General features: G+C 64.2%; 12 protein-coding genes and 1 pseudogene. 8 read left to right on the top strand and 5 right to left on the bottom strand.

Annotated features, from left to right (window positions below; genetic code table 11):
- Positions 1–79: 79 nt before the first annotated feature.
- The 3 genes and pseudogenes from GGI48_RS31430 to GGI48_RS10505 form a co-directional block, all read left to right on the top strand.
- A pseudogene (locus GGI48_RS31430) lies at positions 80–1,171 on the top strand (methyl-accepting chemotaxis protein); the annotation flags it as partial.
- Complete coding sequence (locus tag GGI48_RS31425) at positions 1,148–2,077, top strand: methyl-accepting chemotaxis protein (protein WP_409565400.1); 930 nt, start codon at positions 1,148–1,150, stop codon at positions 2,075–2,077. The pseudogene GGI48_RS31430 and the gene GGI48_RS31425, both read left to right, overlap by 24 nt.
- A gap of 195 nt (positions 2,078–2,272) precedes the next feature.
- Positions 2,273–2,644, top strand: a complete 372-nt coding sequence (locus GGI48_RS10505) for a hypothetical protein (protein ID WP_179598179.1) — start codon at positions 2,273–2,275, stop codon at positions 2,642–2,644.
- Here GGI48_RS10505 and GGI48_RS10500 read toward each other — a convergent pair.
- Together GGI48_RS10500 and cra are read right to left on the bottom strand one after the other, a co-directional pair.
- A complete protein-coding gene (locus GGI48_RS10500; protein WP_179598177.1) occupies positions 2,630–3,421 on the bottom strand; it encodes a TatD family hydrolase in 792 nt (263 codons plus the stop codon). The genes GGI48_RS10505 and GGI48_RS10500 overlap by 15 nt on opposite strands.
- 3 nt (positions 3,422–3,424) lie before the next feature.
- Positions 3,425–4,420, bottom strand: coding sequence for a catabolite repressor/activator (gene cra, locus GGI48_RS10495; protein ID WP_016965099.1), 996 nt, complete (start codon positions 4,418–4,420; stop codon positions 3,425–3,427).
- 302 nt (positions 4,421–4,722) lie between these two features.
- On the opposite strand from cra, the gene ptsP reads away from it, so the two are divergent.
- From ptsP to GGI48_RS10480, 3 genes are read left to right on the top strand one after another with little or no spacing between them, the layout of a single operon-like run.
- A complete protein-coding gene (gene ptsP / locus GGI48_RS10490) occupies positions 4,723–7,584 on the top strand; it encodes a phosphoenolpyruvate--protein phosphotransferase (protein ID WP_179598175.1) in 2,862 nt (953 codons plus the stop codon).
- Positions 7,584–8,525, top strand: a complete 942-nt coding sequence (pfkB, locus tag GGI48_RS10485; RefSeq protein WP_179598173.1) for a 1-phosphofructokinase — start codon at positions 7,584–7,586, stop codon at positions 8,523–8,525. Before ptsP ends, pfkB begins: the two co-directional genes overlap by 1 nt.
- 11 nt (positions 8,526–8,536) lie before the next feature.
- Complete coding sequence (locus GGI48_RS10480) at positions 8,537–10,282, top strand: PTS fructose-like transporter subunit IIB (protein WP_179598171.1); 1,746 nt, start codon at positions 8,537–8,539, stop codon at positions 10,280–10,282.
- 1,006 nt (positions 10,283–11,288) lie between these two features.
- Here the strand turns inward: GGI48_RS10480 and GGI48_RS10475 are convergent.
- Complete coding sequence (locus GGI48_RS10475) at positions 11,289–11,921, bottom strand: LysE family transporter (RefSeq protein ID WP_179598169.1); 633 nt, start codon at positions 11,919–11,921, stop codon at positions 11,289–11,291.
- Positions 11,922–11,976: 55 nt separating this feature from the next.
- Positions 11,977–12,735: an SDR family NAD(P)-dependent oxidoreductase gene (locus GGI48_RS10470; protein ID WP_181956958.1), complete on the bottom strand. Its 759-nt coding sequence runs from the start codon at positions 12,733–12,735 to the stop codon at positions 11,977–11,979.
- Between the two features lie 250 nt (positions 12,736–12,985).
- On the opposite strand from GGI48_RS10470, the gene GGI48_RS10465 reads away from it, so the two are divergent.
- Both GGI48_RS10465 and GGI48_RS10460 read left to right on the top strand, forming a co-directional pair.
- Positions 12,986–14,527 (top strand): alkaline phosphatase D family protein, encoded by a 1,542-nt coding sequence (locus GGI48_RS10465; RefSeq protein WP_179598167.1) that lies wholly within the window; start codon positions 12,986–12,988, stop codon positions 14,525–14,527.
- 432 nt (positions 14,528–14,959) lie between these two features.
- Positions 14,960–15,340 (top strand): hypothetical protein, encoded by a 381-nt coding sequence (locus GGI48_RS10460; RefSeq protein WP_047301721.1) that lies wholly within the window; start codon positions 14,960–14,962, stop codon positions 15,338–15,340.
- 261 nt (positions 15,341–15,601) lie between these two features.
- Here the strand turns inward: GGI48_RS10460 and GGI48_RS10455 are convergent, their stop codons facing one another.
- A complete protein-coding gene (locus GGI48_RS10455; protein WP_179598165.1) occupies positions 15,602–18,133 on the bottom strand; it encodes a sulfite reductase flavoprotein subunit alpha in 2,532 nt (843 codons plus the stop codon).
- Positions 18,134–18,185 lie beyond the last annotated feature (52 nt).

Below are 18,185 nucleotides of genomic sequence, written 5' to 3'. Positions count from 1 at the left end.
CTTCGCCTGCCTGCCAATAAAAATAAAAGAAAAGGGAGACTTCTTTGTGAAGAGCTTGCTCTATCCCGCTGTCGCGCTGATGAACCGCCTGAGCTTCGGCATGAAGTTCAGCCTGATCAGCGTGCTGTTCTTTGTGCCCATGCTGGTGACCAACTTCTATCTGGTGCGCGATTCCTACCGCGAGTTCCAGGGCACCCGGGTCGAGCTGCAAAGCCTCGACCTGCTCGGCAGCAGCCTGAGCCTGCGCCGGGATCTGGAAACCCTCAACAACCTGGTGCAGATCAACGCCAGCCTTGGTCAGTCCGGCAAGGCAGGGGATCTGGAGGGCAAGATAGTCGCCTTGGAAAAGTCCGTGCTGGAGCGCATGCAGGCTCTTGAGGCCGTCACCGTCGACCCCCAGCAGGTCGAGATGTTCAACGCCAAGCGCGATGAGTTGGTGGCGGCCTTCAAGGCCCAGCAGGTGGAAAGCTCGCTGCTGAACAAGAGCGGGTTGATCGGCAAGCTCCTGGGCAGCGCGCAGTTGTTCAGCCAGATCATCGCCAGCCAGTCGGGCCTCAGCCGCGACGGCCAGGGCGACATCCGCCAGCTCAGCGAACTGATCACCAGCATCACCCCGCAAGTCACCCAAACCCTTGGAGAAGGTCGAGCCATGGGCGCCTATTCCCTGGGCCAGGGCTTTCTCAACTCTTCATCCAGCACCCGCTTCGACGAACTGCTGGTGCAGATCGAAAAACTCCAGGCCGAGTACGGGCTCAAGCTGCAGGACGCCCTGGGCTCCAGCCGCGCCGCCCACGACGCCCTGGACAGCCTGGCCAGCGCCAGCAAGGGCAGCCTCAAGCAGGCCAGTGAACTGTTCGAAGAGCAGGTGGTGATGGCCGATACCCTGGACGCGCCCTGGCAGGGCTTCTACGACCAGATCAGCGGGCTGATGGCACAGACCTATCAACTCAACGAAGGCACCCTGAAATTCCTCGATGTCGAGCTGCAAAAACGCCTGGCGCAGAACCGCAGCCACATGGTGCTGCTGGTGGCGGCCCTGGCCCTGGTGTTCCTCTCGATCGTCTATCTGTACGGCGGTTTCTACGCCTCGACCCGCACCACCTTGCGCCGCCTGGGGGCGATGATGGACAAGGTGGCGGCGGGGGACATGACCGTCACCTTCACCGCCCACAGCCGCGATGAGCTGGGCGAACTGGGCAGTGTATTCAACGGCACGGTGCGCAAGATCCACGACCTGATCGAGCGGGTCGGCCACACCGTCAGCGAGGTCGAGCGCCAGGCCGGGCAGGTGGAAAGCGTCTCGGCCCAGAGCAACCAGGCCGTGGCCGGCCAGCGCAGCCAGATCGAACAAGTGGCCACGGCCATGAACCAGATGTCCGCCACCTCCCAGGAAGTGGCCCGCAGCGCGGCGGCGGCGGTCAGCAGCGCCCACAGCGTCAACGATGAAACCATCAGCGGCCGCGGGCTGGTGGAGTCGCAGCAGGGCAGCATCGCGCGTCTGGCCAGCGAGATCGATCAGTCGGTGCTGGTGATCAATCAGCTGGCCAGCGACAGCCAGTCCATCAGTCGGGTGCTGGAGGTGATCAAGAGCATTGCCGAGCAGACCAACCTGCTGGCGCTCAATGCGGCCATCGAGGCCGCGCGGGCCGGCGAACAGGGGCGTGGCTTTGCGGTGGTGGCCGATGAAGTGCGGACCCTGGCCAAGCGCACCCAGCAGTCCACCGAGGAAATCGAGGAGATGATCGGCAAGCTGCACGGCGGTGTCAGTGCGGCGGTCAAGGCCATGGGCAGCAGCCACGCCATGGCCAACGGCACGGTGGACCAGTCGGAAAAGGTCCAGCAGGCCCTGGAAAACATCCTCGGCGCGGTGGGCATGATCGTCGACCAGAACCAGCAGATCGCCGCCGCCGTGGAGCAGCAGACATCGGTGGCCCACGACATCGACCAGAACATCGTCGAGATCAACCGCGCTGGCGAACGTACCGCCGAAGGCGCACACCAGACCGAAGACGCCAGCCGTCAGCTCTCGGCCCAAGTGATGCAGCTCAAGCAACTGATCGGCGCCTTCCGGGTCTAGGCGCGGAAGGCAACGAGCGTCGGCGGGGGGCCTTGTACCAAGGTGCTCCGCCGTCTCGCATACAAACTGTAGTAATTAAAGTCTTTGTCTGCGGCGGATTTCCTGTTTTCCTGCGCGTCCGTTTTTTTGAGCGCCCCGCCTCGGGCGACTCGCCCCGTCGGCCATGACCCTCCCATGGCCTGAGGACATGTAGCGATGACTGTCATTTCTGGAATCCGCGGCCGCTGTGCCCATTGCCAGACCCTTCTCGATCTTGAGCCCTGGCAACTCAACGCCATGGCGTTGCAGGAACCCTTCAACTGCAACCATTGCCACAAACCCCTGAAGCTCAGTTGCCCGGCGCAGATCAAGCGCCTCAAACGCTTCGGCGGCCTGGCCGGGCTGCGGGCGCTGATGCTCGTGCTGTGCGCCACTTTGCTGTTGGTGACCCTGGTACTGGAGTGGCTGGGACTGGTCAGTCCGACCCTGCAGTTGAGCCTGTCGGCGCTGATGCTGCTGAGCTACCTGCTGGTGATGGGCATTGCCCGGCGGCGATTGCGCCAGCCCTTGCTGCTACAGGCCGCCTGAGGGCCAGCCGAACAGTTCGCAGGCATTGCGGGTACTGGCGCTGGCCAGTTGCTCGGGAGCAATGCCGATGATCTGCGCCAGGGCGGCGCCAATGGCGGGCAAATGTTGCGGGCTGTTGCGCTGGCCGGGAAACATGGCGGGGGCCATGTCCGGCGAGTCGGTTTCCAGCACCACGGACTCCAGGGGCAACCCGGCGATCACCTTGCGCAAGCGCAGGGCCTGGGGCCAGGTGGCGGCGCCGCCCAGGCCCAGCTTGAACCCCAGTTTGATGTATTCCCGGGCCTCCTCGCGGCTGCCGGCAAAGGCGTGGATGATGCCGCCGCGCTTGAGCTTGAAACGCTTCAAGGTGGCGATCACCGCCGCGTGACTGCGCCGCACGTGCAGCAGGGCGGGCAAGTGAAAGTCCGCCGCCAGCTGCACCTGGGCCTCGAACAGTGATTGCTGGCGCTCGCGGTCCAGTTGCGCAAGAAAGTAATCCAGGCCGATCTCGCCCACCGCGCACAGCTGGGGATGCCCCGCCAGCCGTGTCAGCCAGTCCCCCAGTTGCGGGAGGTCGGCGGGTTGATGAGCGTCCAGATAGACCGGGTGCAGGCCAAAGGCCGCATACAAGCGGGCATCGTTCTGCACCAGGTCCCAGACCCGCTGCCAATTGGCCTGATAGACCCCCAGCACCACCATTCGCGAGACGCCCCGGGCGCGGCTGTCGGCCAGCAGCACCTCGCGGTCGTCGTCGAAATCCGGAAAATCCAGGTGGGTGTGGGTGTCGATCAGTTCCACGGTTCAGGCCTGGCGGATGCGCTGTTTGAAGGTCCGCGGGATGGCCTGGACGCCGGGCTGGTATTGCCCTTCCTCGATGGCGGCCAGGGCCAGTTGCAGGGCTTTTTCGGCGATCAGTTGATGCTGCTGGGCCATGGCGTTGACCGGCAGCGGCAAAAAGTCCAGCAACTGGGTATCACCGAAGGTGCCCAGGCGCAGCGGCCGGGATTTCAGCGGGAAGTCATGCAACGCGTCGAACACCCCCTGCAGCAGCACATAGGAGGTGGTCACCAGGGCATCCGGCAGGTGGCCCAGGCGCTGCAGCAACTCTTCCATCAACTGCCGGCCGCATTCACGGCTGAAGGCTTCGCCCTGCTCGATCAGCACCTCACCGGCAAAGCCTTGCAGGGCCTGGCGGAAACCGGCGGCGCGCTCCTGGCTGATGCTCAGTTCCGGGCGCGCGCCGATCAGCGCGATCTGCTTGGGCTCGGGCTCAAGCAGGCTCTGGGTCAGTTGCAGGCTGGCTTGCAGGTCGTCGCTGATCACCGAGCAGAACTGCTGCGCCGGCATCACCCGGTCGATGGCGATGATCGGCAGGCCCTGGGCCTGCAATTGCTCATAGCTGTCGTCTTCCGGCGGCAGGCAGCTGGCGACGAACAGCGCGTCGCAACGCCGCGCGCGAAACAGCTGGAGCAATTGCCGCTCGCTGTCCGGCGCATCGTCGGAGCTGGCGATCAGCAACTGATAACCTCGGGCCCGGGCGCCTTGCTCCAGCAGCTTGGCGATGCGCGCGTAGCTGGGGTTTTCCAGGTCCGGAAGAATGAACCCCAGGGTCCGGGTGTGGCGGCTGCGCAAGCCGGCGGCCTGGGGATTGGGGGTGAAGCCGTGTTCCTCCACCACCGCGCGCACCCGTTCCACGGTGGCGTTGCTGATGCGTTGTTGTTCGGCCTTGCCGTTGATGACGTAACTGGCGGTGGTGACGGACACACCGGCCAGGCGAGCGATATCACTGAGTTTCAACCCGGGATTTCCTTGTTTTTGGTGCTTGCCCCGACATTTTCGCCAATCCTACCTGATCTGGGCAGGCGACCAACGTCGGAACCGGCCATCGAGCAGAAGGACTTCAAGGCGCCGAGATTATCGAGTAACTTAGCAAACTTGCTAGATTAAACGTTTCAGCAGGCGTATTTTCTAGGCTAGATCATAAGCGGAAAACTGCCCCTGCCCGGTAACAAGTCCCGTTTGTGGCCCTAAACACGCCTACGCTGCTTACTTAAAACAATACCTAGCGCCGCCCCCTGCCGCGCTAAATAGGAGAAGCCATGCTCGAGCTCACTGTAGAGCAGATATCCATGGGCCAAACGGCTGTGGATAAGTCCGCGGCGCTGCATTTGCTGGCCGACAAACTGGTGGCTGACGGCCTGGTGGCCGACGGTTATCTGGCGGGGCTGAAGGCCCGCGAAGCCCAGGGCTCGACCTTTCTCGGCCAAGGCATCGCCATTCCCCACGGCACCCCGGAAACCCGCGATCAAGTCTTTGCCACCGGCGTGCGCCTGTTGCAGTTTCCCGACGGCGTGGACTGGGGCGACGGGCAGATCGTCTACCTGGCCATCGGCATCGCGGCCAAATCCGACGAGCACCTGCGCCTGCTGCAACTGCTGACCCGGGCCCTGGGGGAAACCGACCTGGGCCAGGCCCTGCGTCGCGCCAGTACCCCGGAGGCCCTGCTCAAGCTGTTGCAGGGCGCGCCTCAGGAACTGGCGCTGGACGCGCAGATGATCGGCCTCGGGGTCGCGGCGGAAGATTTCGAGGAGCTGGTCTGGCGCGGCGCTCGCCTGTTGCGTCAGGCCGAGTGCGTGAGCAACGGCTTTGCCGCGGTGCTGCAACAAGTTGAAGCGCTGCCCCTGGGCGACGGCCTGTGGTGGTTGCACAGCGAGCAGACCGTGCTGCGCCCCGGGCTGGCCTTTGTCACCCCGGACAAACCCATCCGCTACCTGGGGCAGCCTCTGAGCGGCCTGTTCTGCCTGGCCAGCCTTGGGGAAGCCCATCAAGCCCTGCTGGAGCGCCTGTGTGCGCTGCTGATCGAAGGCCGAGGCCAGGAACTGGGCCGCGCCACCAGCCGCCGCGCGGTGCTGGAAGTGCTCGGCGGTGAGTTGCCCGCGGACTGGCCCAGCGCGCGCATCGCCCTGGCCAATGCCCACGGCCTGCATGCGCGCCCGGCCAAGGAGCTGGCGCAACTGGCGAAAAACTTTGAAGGCGAGATCCGCATCCGCATCGTCGATGGCCAGGATTCCGCGGTGTCGGTCAAGAGCCTGAGCAAGCTGCTGAGCCTCGGAGCCCGACGCGGCCAGGTGCTGGAGCTGATCGCCGAACCGAGCATTGCCGCCGATGCCTTGCCGGCCCTGCTGGCGGCCATCGAAGCCGGCCTCGGCGAAGCCGTCGAGCCCCTGCCGGCGGCCAGCGCCCCCCGGGAACAACCACAAGAAGTCGAGGTGCCGCTCAGCGCCCCGGCTTCCGGCAGCCTGATCCAGGCCATCGCCGCCGCTCCCGGCATCGCCATCGGCCCGGCCCACATCCAGGTTCAACAAGCCATCGACTACCCGCTGCGGGGCGAGTCCACCGCCATCGAGCGTCAGCGCCTGCAGCAGGCCCTGGCCGAGGTGCGCCTGGACATCGACGGGCTGGTCCAGCGCAGCCAGGCCAAGGCCATTCGCGAGATCTTCATCACCCACCAGGAAATGCTCGACGACCCCGAGCTGAGCGACGAGGTGGACACCCGCCTCAAACAGGGTGAAAGCGCCGAAGCGGCGTGGATGACCGTGATCGAAACCGCCGCCAAACAGCAGGAAGCCCTGCAGGACGCCTTGCTCGCCGAACGTGCCGCCGACCTGCGGGATATCGGTCGCCGGGTGCTGGCGCAACTGTGCGGCATCGAAACCCCGGCCGAGCCGGACCAGCCCTACATCCTGGTGATGGACGAAGTCGGTCCTTCGGACGTGGCGCGCCTCGATCCGGCCCGGGTCGCCGGCATTCTCACCGCTCGCGGCGGCGCCACCGCCCACAGCGCCATCGTCGCCCGGGCCCTGGGCATTCCAGCCCTGGTGGGCGCGGGCGCCAGCGTGCTGCTGATCAAGTCCGGCACGCCCTTGCTGCTGGACGGCCAGCGCGGCCGCCTGCATGTCGACGCCGATAGCCACACCCTGCAGCGGGCCGCCGAGGAGCGTGACAGCCGCGAGCAACGGCTCAAGGCCGCCGCCGAGCAACGTCATCAACAGGCCCATACCACGGACGGTCACGCCGTCGAGGTGTTCGCCAATATCGGTGAGAGCGCCGGGGTCGCCGCCGCCGTGGAAAACGGCGCCGAAGGCATCGGCCTGTTGCGCACCGAACTGATCTTCATGGCCCATCCCCAGGCCCCGGACGAAGCCACCCAGGAAGCCGAATATCGCCGCGTGCTCGACGGCCTCGCCGGGCGTCCGCTGGTGGTGCGCACCCTGGATGTGGGCGGCGACAAACCGCTGCCTTACTGGCCGATCGCCAAGGAAGAAAACCCCTTCCTCGGCGTGCGCGGCATCCGCCTGACCCTGCAGCGGCCGCTGATCATGGAAGCGCAATTGCGCGCCCTGTTGCGCTCGGCGGACAACCGCCCGCTGCGGATCATGTTCCCCATGGTCGGCAGCGTCGAAGAATGGCGTCAGGCCCGGGACATGACCGAGCGCCTGCGCCAGGAAATCCCGGTGGCCGACCTGCAACTGGGGATCATGATCGAAGTGCCGTCCGCCGCCTTGCTGGCGCCGGTGCTGGCCAAGGAAGTGGACTTCTTCAGCGTCGGCACCAACGACCTGACCCAATACACCCTTGCCATCGACCGTGGCCACCCGACGCTCTCCGCCCAGGCCGACGGCCTGCACCCGGCGGTGCTGCAACTGATCGACATCACCGTGCGCGCCGCCCATGCCCACGGCAAATGGGTGGGTGTGTGCGGCGAACTGGCGGCCGACCCGCTGGCGGTGCCGGTGCTGGTGGGCCTTGGCGTGGATGAACTCAGCGTCTCCGGGCGCAGCATCGCCGAGGTCAAGGCGCGGATTCGCGAACTCAGCCTGACCCAGGCGCAAACCCTTGCTCAACAGGCTTTGGCCGTCGGCAGCGCCCACGAGGTGCGCGCCCTAGTGGAGGCCATGTAATGGCAAAGATTCTCACCCTGACCCTCAATCCGGCGCTGGACCTGACGGTGCAGCTGGCCCGCCTGGAGGTCGGGGAGGTCAACCGCAGCGACGCCCTGCACAGCCACGCGGCGGGCAAGGGCCTGAACGTGGCCCAGGTGCTGGCCGACCTTGGCCATCAACTGACCGTCAGTGGCTTTCTCGGGGAAAACAATCCACAGGCGTTTGACGCACTGTTCGCCCAGCGCGGATTTGTCGATGCCTTTATCCGCGTGCCCGGCACCACCCGCAGCAACATCAAGCTGGCCGAAAGCGATGGCCGCATTACCGATATCAACGGCCCCGGGCCCGAGGTCAGCGAGGCCGCGCAACAGGCATTGATCGAGCGCCTGGAGCAGATCGCCCCCGGGCATGACGCGGTGGTGGTCGCCGGCAGCTTGCCGCGAGGCGTCAGCCCCGAATGGTTCCAGGCGCTGTTGCTGCGCCTGAAAAACCTGGGTCTGAAGGTCGCCCTCGACACCAGCGGCGCCGCCTTGCGTGCTGGTCTGTCGGCGGGGCCCTGGCTGATCAAGCCCAACACGGAGGAACTGGCGGACGTCCTCGGCAGCCCGGTGCTTGGCGTGGCGGTGCAGGCCGAGGCGGCGCGCCTTCTGCACGCCCAGGGCGTCGAGCACGTGGTGATTTCCCAGGGTGCCGAGGGCGTCAACTGGTTCAGCGCCGCGCCGTCCCTGCAGGCCTTGCCGCCCAAGGTCAGCGTGCTCAGCACCGTGGGCGCTGGCGACTCGCTGTTGGCGGGCATGCTCCACGGCCTGCTCAGCGCTCAGCCGTTCGAACAGACCCTGCGCACCGCCACGGCGATTGCCGCCATGGCCGTGACCCAGATCGGTTTCGGCATCAGCGACAGGGCCCAATTGGCCCGGCTGGAGCAGGGGGTGCGCGTGCATCCCCTCCTAGAACAATAAGAGGGTTGCGTATGAAGTTAGCCATTATTACCGCCTGCCCCAACGGCATGGTCACCAGCGTACTCTGCGCCCGCCTGCTGGACGCCGCGGCCCAGCGCCAGGGCTGGAGCACCAGCGTTGAAGTGCACGACGACGCCCATCCGGAACGCCAACTGTCAGCGGCCACCCTTGAGGCCGCCGAATGGGTGCTGGTGGTCAGCACCGGGCCTGTGGATATGTCGCGTTTTGTCGGCAAGCGGGTCTACCGCAGCACCCCGGCCCAGGCTCTGCAAGACGTTGATGCGGTGCTGCGTCGCGGCGCCGAAGAGGCCCAGATCCATGTCGCCGCCCAAGCCAATGCCGAGCCGCTGATCGAGGCTGGCAAGCGCGCGCCGCGCCTGGTGGCGATCACCGCTTGCCCGACTGGCGTGGCCCACACCTTCATGGCCGCCGAGGCTTTGCAGCAGACCGCCAAGCGCCTGGGCTACGACCTGCAAGTGGAAACCCAGGGCTCGGTTGGCGCGCGCAACCCGCTGAGCGCCGAAGCCATCGCCGCCGCCGACGTGGTGCTGCTGGCGGCGGACATCGAAGTGCCCACCGAGCGTTTTGCCGGCAAGCGCATCTACCGCTGCGGCACCGGCGTGGCCCTGAAGCAGTCCGAGGCGACCCTGAACAAGGCCCTGGCCGAAGGCCAGCTGGAGTCCTCCGCGGCAGGCGCCCAGGCACCGGCCAAGCAGGAAAAGACCGGGGTCTACAAACACCTGCTGACCGGGGTGTCGTTCATGCTGCCGATGGTGGTGGCGGGCGGCCTGATGATTGCCCTGTCCTTCGTCTTCGGCATCACCGCCTTCAAGGAGCAGGGCACCCTGGCTGCGGCCCTGATGCAGATCGGCGGCGAGACCGCCTTCAAGTTGATGGTGCCGCTGCTGGCCGGTTACATCGCCTACTCCATCGCCGACCGGCCAGGGCTGGCGCCGGGGATGATCGGTGGGATGCTCGCCAGCACCCTGGGCGCGGGTTTTATCGGCGGCATCATCGCCGGCTTCCTGGCCGGTTATGCGGCCAAGGCGATCAGCCAATATGTGCGGCTGCCGCAAAGCCTGGAGGCGTTGAAACCGATCCTGATCATCCCGCTGCTGGCCAGCCTGTTTACCGGGCTGGTGATGATCTACGTGGTGGGCAAGCCGGTGGCCGGCATGCTCGAAGCCCTGACCCACTTCCTCGACAGCATGGGCACCACCAACGCCATTCTGCTTGGGGTGCTGTTGGGCGGGATGATGTGCGTCGACCTGGGCGGGCCGATCAACAAGGCGGCCTATGCGTTCTCGGTGGGGCTGCTGGCCTCGCAGAGTTATGCACCGATGGCCGCGACCATGGCCGCGGGCATGGTGCCGCCGATTGGCCTGGGGATTGCCACCTTCATTGCCCGGCGCAAATTTGCCCAGACCGAACGTGAGGCCGGCAAGGCGGCGCTGGTGTTGGGGTTGTGCTTTATCTCCGAAGGGGCGATTCCGTTTGCCGCCAAGGACCCGCTGCGGGTGATTCCGGCGAGCATTGCCGGTGGTGCTCTGACTGGGGCCTTGTCGATGTATTTCGGCTGCAAGCTGATGGCGCCTCATGGCGGCCTGTTTGTGATGCTGATTCCGAATGCCATCAATCATGCGCTGCTGTATTTGCTGGCGATTGTCGCGGGGAGTTTGCTGACGGCGGTGGTGTATGCGTTGGTGAAGCGGCCCGAAAGCGTCGAACTGGCTCTGGAACCGGCCAAGGCGGCCTGACCTGTTGCCAACGGCCCCCAACATTCACACCTGTAGCCGCTGCCGCAGGCTGCGAACGGCTCCGCAGGAGACGCGGCGATCCTGAAGACGCCCGAGGCTCGTCGGTAAATCGCCAAGCAAGGCCCTGCGGTCCTTTTCGCAGCTTCGCAGGCTCAGCAGCGGCTACAGGGCAGAGCTTCGTGTAGCCGCTGCCGCAGGCTGCGAACGGCTCCGCAGGAGACGCAGTGATCTTGAAGACGCCCGAGGTTCGTCGGGACATCGCCAAGCAAGGCCCTGCGGTCCTTTTCGCAGCTTCGCCGGCTCAGCAGCGGCTACAGGGCACGGCTTCGTGTAGCCGCTGCCGCAGGCTGCGAACGGCTCCGTAGGAGACGCGGCGATCTTGAAGACGCCAGAGGTTCGTCGGTATATCGCCAAGCAAGGCCCTGCGGTCCTTTTCGCAGCTTCGCAGGCTCAGCAGCGGCTACAGGGCACGGCTTCGTGTAGTCGCTGCCGCAGGCTGTGAACGCTCTGGGCTGCACTCCGTCGTAGGAGACGCGCTATTTCAAGGACGCTGGAAATCCTGCGTCCGAATCTTGGTCGATCTCAGCCTTTGGTGGTGGTAACGGTCGGCCAAGTCTCTTTCTTTTGTAAGGCGTTTCCGAGACATTCCTTGGCGCTTGCGGCTGGGGACTCGGCTCACTAGGTTCGTCACTGAATGTTCAGTGATCGGGTTTAGCCGCCTGATTCCGAGACACGCAAGTATTGCCCCTGTCCCGGTTGGCTTTTGGTCTGCCGAGTTCTGTTATGGCGGCTGTGCGTGGGGCGCCCTTGGGTGCGCCGGATTTCTTGAGCAGGCCAGCGGCGTCGAGCATGGCCTGATCTGGTCCCTGGTGCATTCGGTGGAAATGGCCCGTGGCGTGGTCGATGCCTTGCTTGATGGCAATCGCTTGGTTCGGTAGTCGAGGTTTCCCGCTCTTTTGGCAAGGGGCTTCGGCGCCCTTGCCATTACGTTCAGCGTGGCGCGCGTTCAATCGGCGGCCTGGTTCTTCACCATGAGCAAGGCTGCACCCATGGCCATCAGTACCCCGCCAAAGAATCGGCTCTGAATGCGTTGGGCCGATGGGCTGCGCAGATACTGTTGCAGTCGGTTGGCGCTGTAGGCGTAGGTTGTCATCACCAGCATGTCCACCAGGGTCATGGTCAAGGCCATGAGTGCAAGTTGAGGGACTAAGGGCAGTGCCTGGTTTATGAACTGGGGCAGGATGGCCACCATGAAAATGATGCCTTTGGGATTGGAGACGTTAGTTGCAAATCCGGTCATGAAGAGTCGGGTGGTCGGGACGCTGGAGTGTCCAGCTTGAGCCTGGCTTTGAGTCCCGGCGCTGCGCCATTGAGCGAGTCCGAGCCAGATCAAGTAGAGGGCGCCAATGACTTTGATCACGCCGAACCAGAATCCGGAGGCCAGTAACACAGAGCCCACTCCTACTCCTGCCAACAAGAGTATGACCGCGCCACCGGCTTCCAGGCCGGCAATGGTGAAGAGGGTCCGGCGCCAGCCAAGAAGAGTGCCATGACTCATCGCCAGAACAGCACCGCTGCCTGGAGAGATACAGATGAAGATGCAGGCTATTAAGTAAGTGATCCATGTTTCAGCTTCCACGTTAATCTCCGGTGTTTGGCTGTTATTCAGTTGGCCTGTATTGCAAATGCTTGGGTCACTCCATGTGACTGGGGCGTATGCCCAGTCCGGCAGAGGCATCAATGATGCAACCATGTAATACGGTGGATTCAGGTTCTAATAGTTTGGCGACCCAGTGGGCTATTTCTTCAGGCTGAATAAGACGTCCTTTCGGGAGTTTCTGGACAAAGTGTGCTCGTTCCGACGGGCTCAGTTTATTCAGGGTACTGGCCTCAAACATTGATGTTTCGGTCGCTCCGGGGCACAGGGTGAACACATCGATGCCAGAGTCCGTGTTCTCCGTGGCGATCTGTCTGGCCAGATAGCTCAGGGCCGCCTTGCTCATTCCGTCGCTGTAGCGAAAGCCGGGAAACGCGGCGATGCCTCCTCCCACCGATGAAATGAAGATTATCTTTGCGTGGTTGTTTTTGATCAGGTTCGGCTTGAGTCGCCGGTACAGGGATAGCGGCCCCAAGGCGTTGATTTTCAACATGGCCTCATCTAACTGATCTTCAGAAGTATCAGGGCTATTGGCATAGTTGTTGACGCTGGCGGAACCCACTCCCGCATTGAAAATAATGCCGTACCAATCGGATATCTGACTAAAGCCGCCAGTGTTGATGGAGTCAGGGTCCGCCATATTCAAATAGTGGGCGAACACCTTGTTGGGGAACTCGCGGCACAGTTTCTCAGCACTGCTTTTTGATCGGCAGTAGGTGAAGTGCGTTTCGTAGCCCTTGCTTACCAACAGGCGAATGACTTTTTCGCCTATTCCTTTTCCGCCACCGGTTACCAAAATTTTTTTTTATTATTCATGTTTGACTCGGTTGGTTATATCGGAAAGGGCGAGCTTAGCGTGTCGGTTGTTTCGGGTAGGTGGGATCAAACTTGATGTAGAAGTGATTTTTCAGATGCGGCTAGTGATTGTTCTTGTTGTGTTGTAAGGCCGGGTCGCAGGTTAACGGCGGCTGGCTCCAAGTCGCTTGTCACACCCCCTTCATCCCCGCTGACTAAGGTTGCCTTTTGACCATTGTCAGGGAGTCACCATGAGCGAGTTCAACCTCGGCCGTCGTCGGGTCATGCAGATCGCCGGGGCGGGGCTGTTGCTGCCGAGTCTGGCGCCGGCGGTGATTGCTTCGGTCAAGGATCGGCCGCAGCTCACCGATGGGGTGCAGTCCGGGGATTTGCTGGGGGATAAGGCGATGATCTGGAGCCGCACCGATCGCCCGGCGCGGATGGTGGTGGAGTGGGACACGCGAAGCCTGTTCGGCAACCCTCGGCGTTTTGTTTCGCCGCTGGCCGATGCGCGCACGGATTTTACCGCGCGGGTGGAGTTGACCGGGTTGCCGGCCGATCAGGCGATCTTCTATCGGGTGAGGTTCGAGGACGCGCAATCCGGTGTGGCCAGTGAGCCGTGGTTCGGTCATTTGCGCAGTGCGCCGTCGCAACGCCGGGATATCCGTTTTGTCTGGAGCGGCGACACGGTGGGGCAGGGCTTCGGCATCAACCCGGACATTGGCGGCATGCGCATTTATGAGGCCATGCGCCTGCGCTTGCCGGACTTTTTTATCCACAGCGGCGACACCATTTACGCCGACGGCCCGGTGCCGGCGCAGTTGACCGTGGAGGACGGGCGCGTCTGGCGCAATATCACCACCGAGGCCAAGAGCAAGGTGGCGCAAACCCTGGATGAGTACCGGGGCAATTACCGCTACAACCTGATGGACGACAACCTGCGTCGCTTCAATGCCGAGGTGCCGCAGATCTGGCAGTGGGACGACCACGAGGTGGTCAACAACTGGTCGCCCGGCAAGCAGTTGGACGAGCGCTACGCGGTCAAGGATATCCAGACCCTGGTGGGCCGCGCGCGGCAGGCGTGGCTGGAGTATTCGCCGATGCGCCGGCAGAGCGCCGATGGCGGCGGGCGGATTTACCGCAAGCTCAGCTATGGGCCGTTGCTGGATGTATTTGTGCTGGACATGCGCAGTTATCGCGGGGCCAACGATGACAACCTCGGTGGCGAGAAACCCTTCCTGGGGCGTGAGCAGCTGGATTGGCTCAAGCGTGAACTCAAGGATTCACAGGCCCAATGGAAAGTGGTGGCGGCGGACATGCCGATTGGCCTGGGTGTGCCGGATGGCGAGGTCAGCCCGGGAGTGGCGCGCTGGGAAGCGGTGGCCAATGGTGATCCTGGGCCGGCCCAGGGGCGTGAGCTGGAGATTGCCGAATTGCTGGCGCACCTGCGCAAGCATCAGGTGCGCAACCATGTGTGGCTGACGGCGGATGTGCATTACTGCGCGGCTCACCATTACCACCCGGATCGCGCGGCGTTCCAGGATTTCGAGCCGTTCTGGGAGTTTGTCGCCGGTCCCCTGAATGCCGGGAGTTTCGGGCCCAATGTGCTGGACAAGACCTTCGGCCCGGAAGTGGTGTTTCAGAAGGCGCCGCCGGCGCAGAACACTTCGCCCTTTGCCGGCTTCCAGTTCTTTGGCGAAGTGCAGATCGATGGGCAGACGGCAGAGCTGAAGGTGATCCTGCGGGACCTGGATGGCGTGGCGGTGTACGAGCAAAAACTGCAGCCGGTGTGATCGAGCTGCACCGGGGCGCGTTCTGGGGCGAGGTGGTCAAGGAGCTGCAACGGCCCTTTTGGGGGCGAGCGGATCAACCTGTGTTGTCAGAAATTTTCAGAGCGTGGCCGCGACTAAAGTCGGCCAAGTCTCTTTCTTTTGTAAGGGGTTTCCGAGAAACTCCCAGGCGCTTGCGGCTGGGTACTTGGCTCACTAGGCTCGGGGAGTCACTGAATGTTCAGTGATCGGGTTTAGCAGCTCGATAAGTCTCAGACGTATAAGCGCTATCTCTTTCTTGGCCAGATCTTGTTCTGGCCTGCTTGTTATGGCGGCTGTACGTGGGGCACCTTCGGGTGCGCCGGGTTCCTGAGCCCTGGTCTGCTAACCCGCGTCCAGCCGCCACCTTTCGTTTAGCAGCGATGGGTGAAGGCTCTACTGCTCGGGAGCTACACCATGAAAAAGATCGTCCCCGATCCGCCTGTTTCCCATTCTGTTTCCCGTCGTAATCCAGATCACGATCTGGCCAACGAAGTGGTTCGTTATGCCCTGGCCAACAATGCGCTGAACCGCTCGTTGGTCACTGAGTTGAAGCCCACGGCGGCGGGCCCTGCGGGCTCCGATTCGCCCTTCAGCGTCCGCCCCGGCATCAGTGCCGAAGAAGCCTTGCTCCACGTGTCCATGCTGCTCAAGGCGGCCGAGGAGGTGTCCGACGAGATCACCGAACACGCCAGCGGTATCGAGCGTGGCCTGATCTGGTCCCTGGTGCATTCGGTGGAAATGGCCCGTGGCGTGGTCGATGCCTTGCTCGACGGTAATCGTCACGCGGGCGGTTGAGCTAGCCAAAGCACCGACTGTGGCGAGGGGCTCGCACTGGCAGGCTGCTGACTTGTGGCGAGGGAGCTTGCTCCCGCTGGCGCGCGCAGCGCGCCCAAGGCCAGCCATCGCAACCTGTCAGACAGACCTCGCACTCAGGGGTTACGGCCGCTGCGCAGCCGAGCGGGAGCAAGCTCCCTCGCCACAGTCCTTTTTTCAGCCCCTTGGCGATGGCGCTCGCAGGTCGCCTGCAGCACAGAGCGCCCCGCGCCAGCGGTTTTGTCAGTAGACGTCGCGGCGATAGCGCCCCTGTTCGATCAGGCGTTCGACGTGGTCTGCGCCCAGTACCTCGTTGAGCACCTGATCCACCCCTGAAGCCATGCCCTGCAAGCTGCCGCAGATGTAGATCGCGGCGCCGTCGGCCAGCCATTTTTTCAGTTCGTCGGCCGCTTGGCGCAGGCGGTCCTGGACGTAGATCTTTTCGGCCTGGTCCCGGGAGAACGCCAGGTCCAGGCGGCTCAGGTCGCCCCGGGTGCGCCATTCCTGCAGTTCATCCTTGCAGTAGAAATCATGCTCGGCGTTGCGCTCGCCAAAGATCAGCCAGTTGCGTTGCTGGCCCTCGGCGATCCGTGCCTTGAGCAAACTGCGCAAGCCGGCCAAGCCGGTGCCGTTGCCCAGCAGAATCAGCGGGCAAGGTTCGGCCGGCAGGTGGAAGCCGCTGTTGCGCCGTACCCGCAGGCTGATGCTGGAACCCACCGCTGCATGCTCGGTGAGCCAGCCGGAACCAATCCCCAGGCTGCCATCGGGGTGGCATTCCTGACGCACCAGCAACTCCAGGCAGCCATCGGCGGCAATCGAGGCGATGGAGTATTCGCGCATGCTCAGGGGCACCAGGGCGTCCACCAGGGCCTGGGCGTGCAGGCCGATCAAATGGGCGCGGTTTTCCGGAAGCTGGCGGCTGCCCAGGGCTTGTTCGAGGCTTTCCTGCAGGCCGTCCAGGTGCACCGGGGTGCTGCCGGAGAGGCCCAGGCCCGCGAGGAAATCCGCCACCGCGCCACGGCTGTTGCGCGGCATGACTTCCACCAGATCCCCGGCCAGCCAGCTGCTGGCGCTGGGGGCCAGCAGTTGCAGCAGGTAGACCCCGGAGCCGCTGCTTTCAGGGTTGAGCAGGGTGCGGGTGTTCAAGGTCCAGTTGTCGAAGGCCGGGGCCTGCCACAGGTCCACCGGCGCATGGCCGGTGACTTGGCCCAGCTGCTGTTGCCAGTGACGCAGGGCGTAGCTGTCGCCGCTGTCCACCTCGATGGGGGCGAACAGGGTGCTGGCGCCCTGGTTCGCCAGCCAGTCGTGCAGGCGCCGGGCAAAGCCGCAGAAGTGCGGGTACTGGCGGTCGCCCAGGCCGAGCACGGCGTACTCCAGGCCCGGCAGCGACAGCTCGCGGCCCAGCAGTTTGCGCTCGAAGCCGCGGGCGCTGTCCGGGGCTTCGCCGTCGCCGAAGGTGCTGACCACGAACAGGGCTCGCTGGGCGTCACGCAGGTCCTGTTCGCTGAGGTTGCCCAGGGGCAGGACCCGGGCGGCGATCCCGGCAACCTGCAATTGCCCGGCGGTCTGCCAGGCCAGTTGTTCGGCAAAACCGCTCTGGCTGGCGAAGCCGATCAGCCACGCCGAGCCCTCGTTGGCGACGCTTTCCAGGCCCTGGCGTGCCTGCTTGATCTGGCGCTTCTTGCGCCGGCGATCCAGGTACAGCAGCCAGCCGGTGATGAAGAACAGCGGCATGCTCAGTGAGGCCAGGGTCAGCACGATGCGCCCGATCAGGCCGAAGTAGCTGCCCACGTGCAGGGCGTAGACGCTGGTCAGCAACTGCGACTTGAAGCTCTGGTCGGCGTAGCGCTCATGCCGGCTGATGACCCCGGTGACGGGGTCCAGGGTCAGTTGGTTCAGGGCGCGATCGTGGGGCGAACCTTTAAGCAGGTAGAACACCGTCGCCGGCTGTCCGGCCACGGCGGGCATGCGGATGTTGTAGGCGTTGAGGTCCTTGCCGGCGGCGCTGTAGATGCTGCTCCACAGGGCGTTGTAGTCTGCCTGCGGCGCCTCGCCCTTGGGTGGCGGGCCGCCGCGACCGCCGCGCTGGCGTTCGCTGTGTGGCGCGTCGGAGAGCAGCTTGGTCAGGCCCTCCCGGTACCAGTCGTAGGACCAGTACAGGCCGGTGAGGGCGAACAAGAGGTAGAACAACAGGCACCAGGTGCCGAACACCGCGTGCAGGTCCCAGTTGAAGCCGCGGCCTTTCTTGGCCCAGTCCAGGGTCAGCCATACGCGCCAGTTGCCGACCTGGCGCGGCCAGCGCAGGTACAGCCCGGACAGGCAGAAGAAGATCAGCAGCAGGGTGCAGGCGCCGGTGATCTGCCGGCCGGTGTCGCCGATGGCCAGGAAGCGGTGCAGTTGCAGCATGAGGCCGAAGAAGTCCTGGCCGACCGCGTCGCCCAGTAGCTCGCCGGTGTAGGGATCGAAGTAGCGCATCTGCCCGCGACGCTCCCCCGGCGGCGGGGTGAAGAACACCCGCGCGGCGTTGCCGCTGTCGGTTTCCACCCAGAGCATGGACACCGTCTTGCCTTCGGCGGCCTGGATTTTGTCCACCAGTTCGGCGGGCGGCAGCACCCCGGCGGGGAGCGGGTCGACTTGCAGCACCGAAGGGTTGAGGGCGCGCAGGATCTCGTCCTGGAACGACACCGTCGCCCCGGTGATGCCCATCAGGGCCAGGATCAGCCCCGCGCTGATGCCGAAGAACCAGTGCAGCTGGAACAGGGTTTTCTTCAACACGTCACTCGCCTTGTTCGTCCAGAGAGAGAAAACACGGCGCGCATTATGCCGT

This window comes from Pseudomonas protegens, from assembly GCF_013407925.2.
GTDB lineage: Bacteria > Pseudomonadota > Gammaproteobacteria > Pseudomonadales > Pseudomonadaceae > Aquipseudomonas > Aquipseudomonas fluorescens_AP.
Note: the sequence above shows the minus strand (reverse complement) of the source record. Positions and strands in the feature narration are given on the sequence as shown.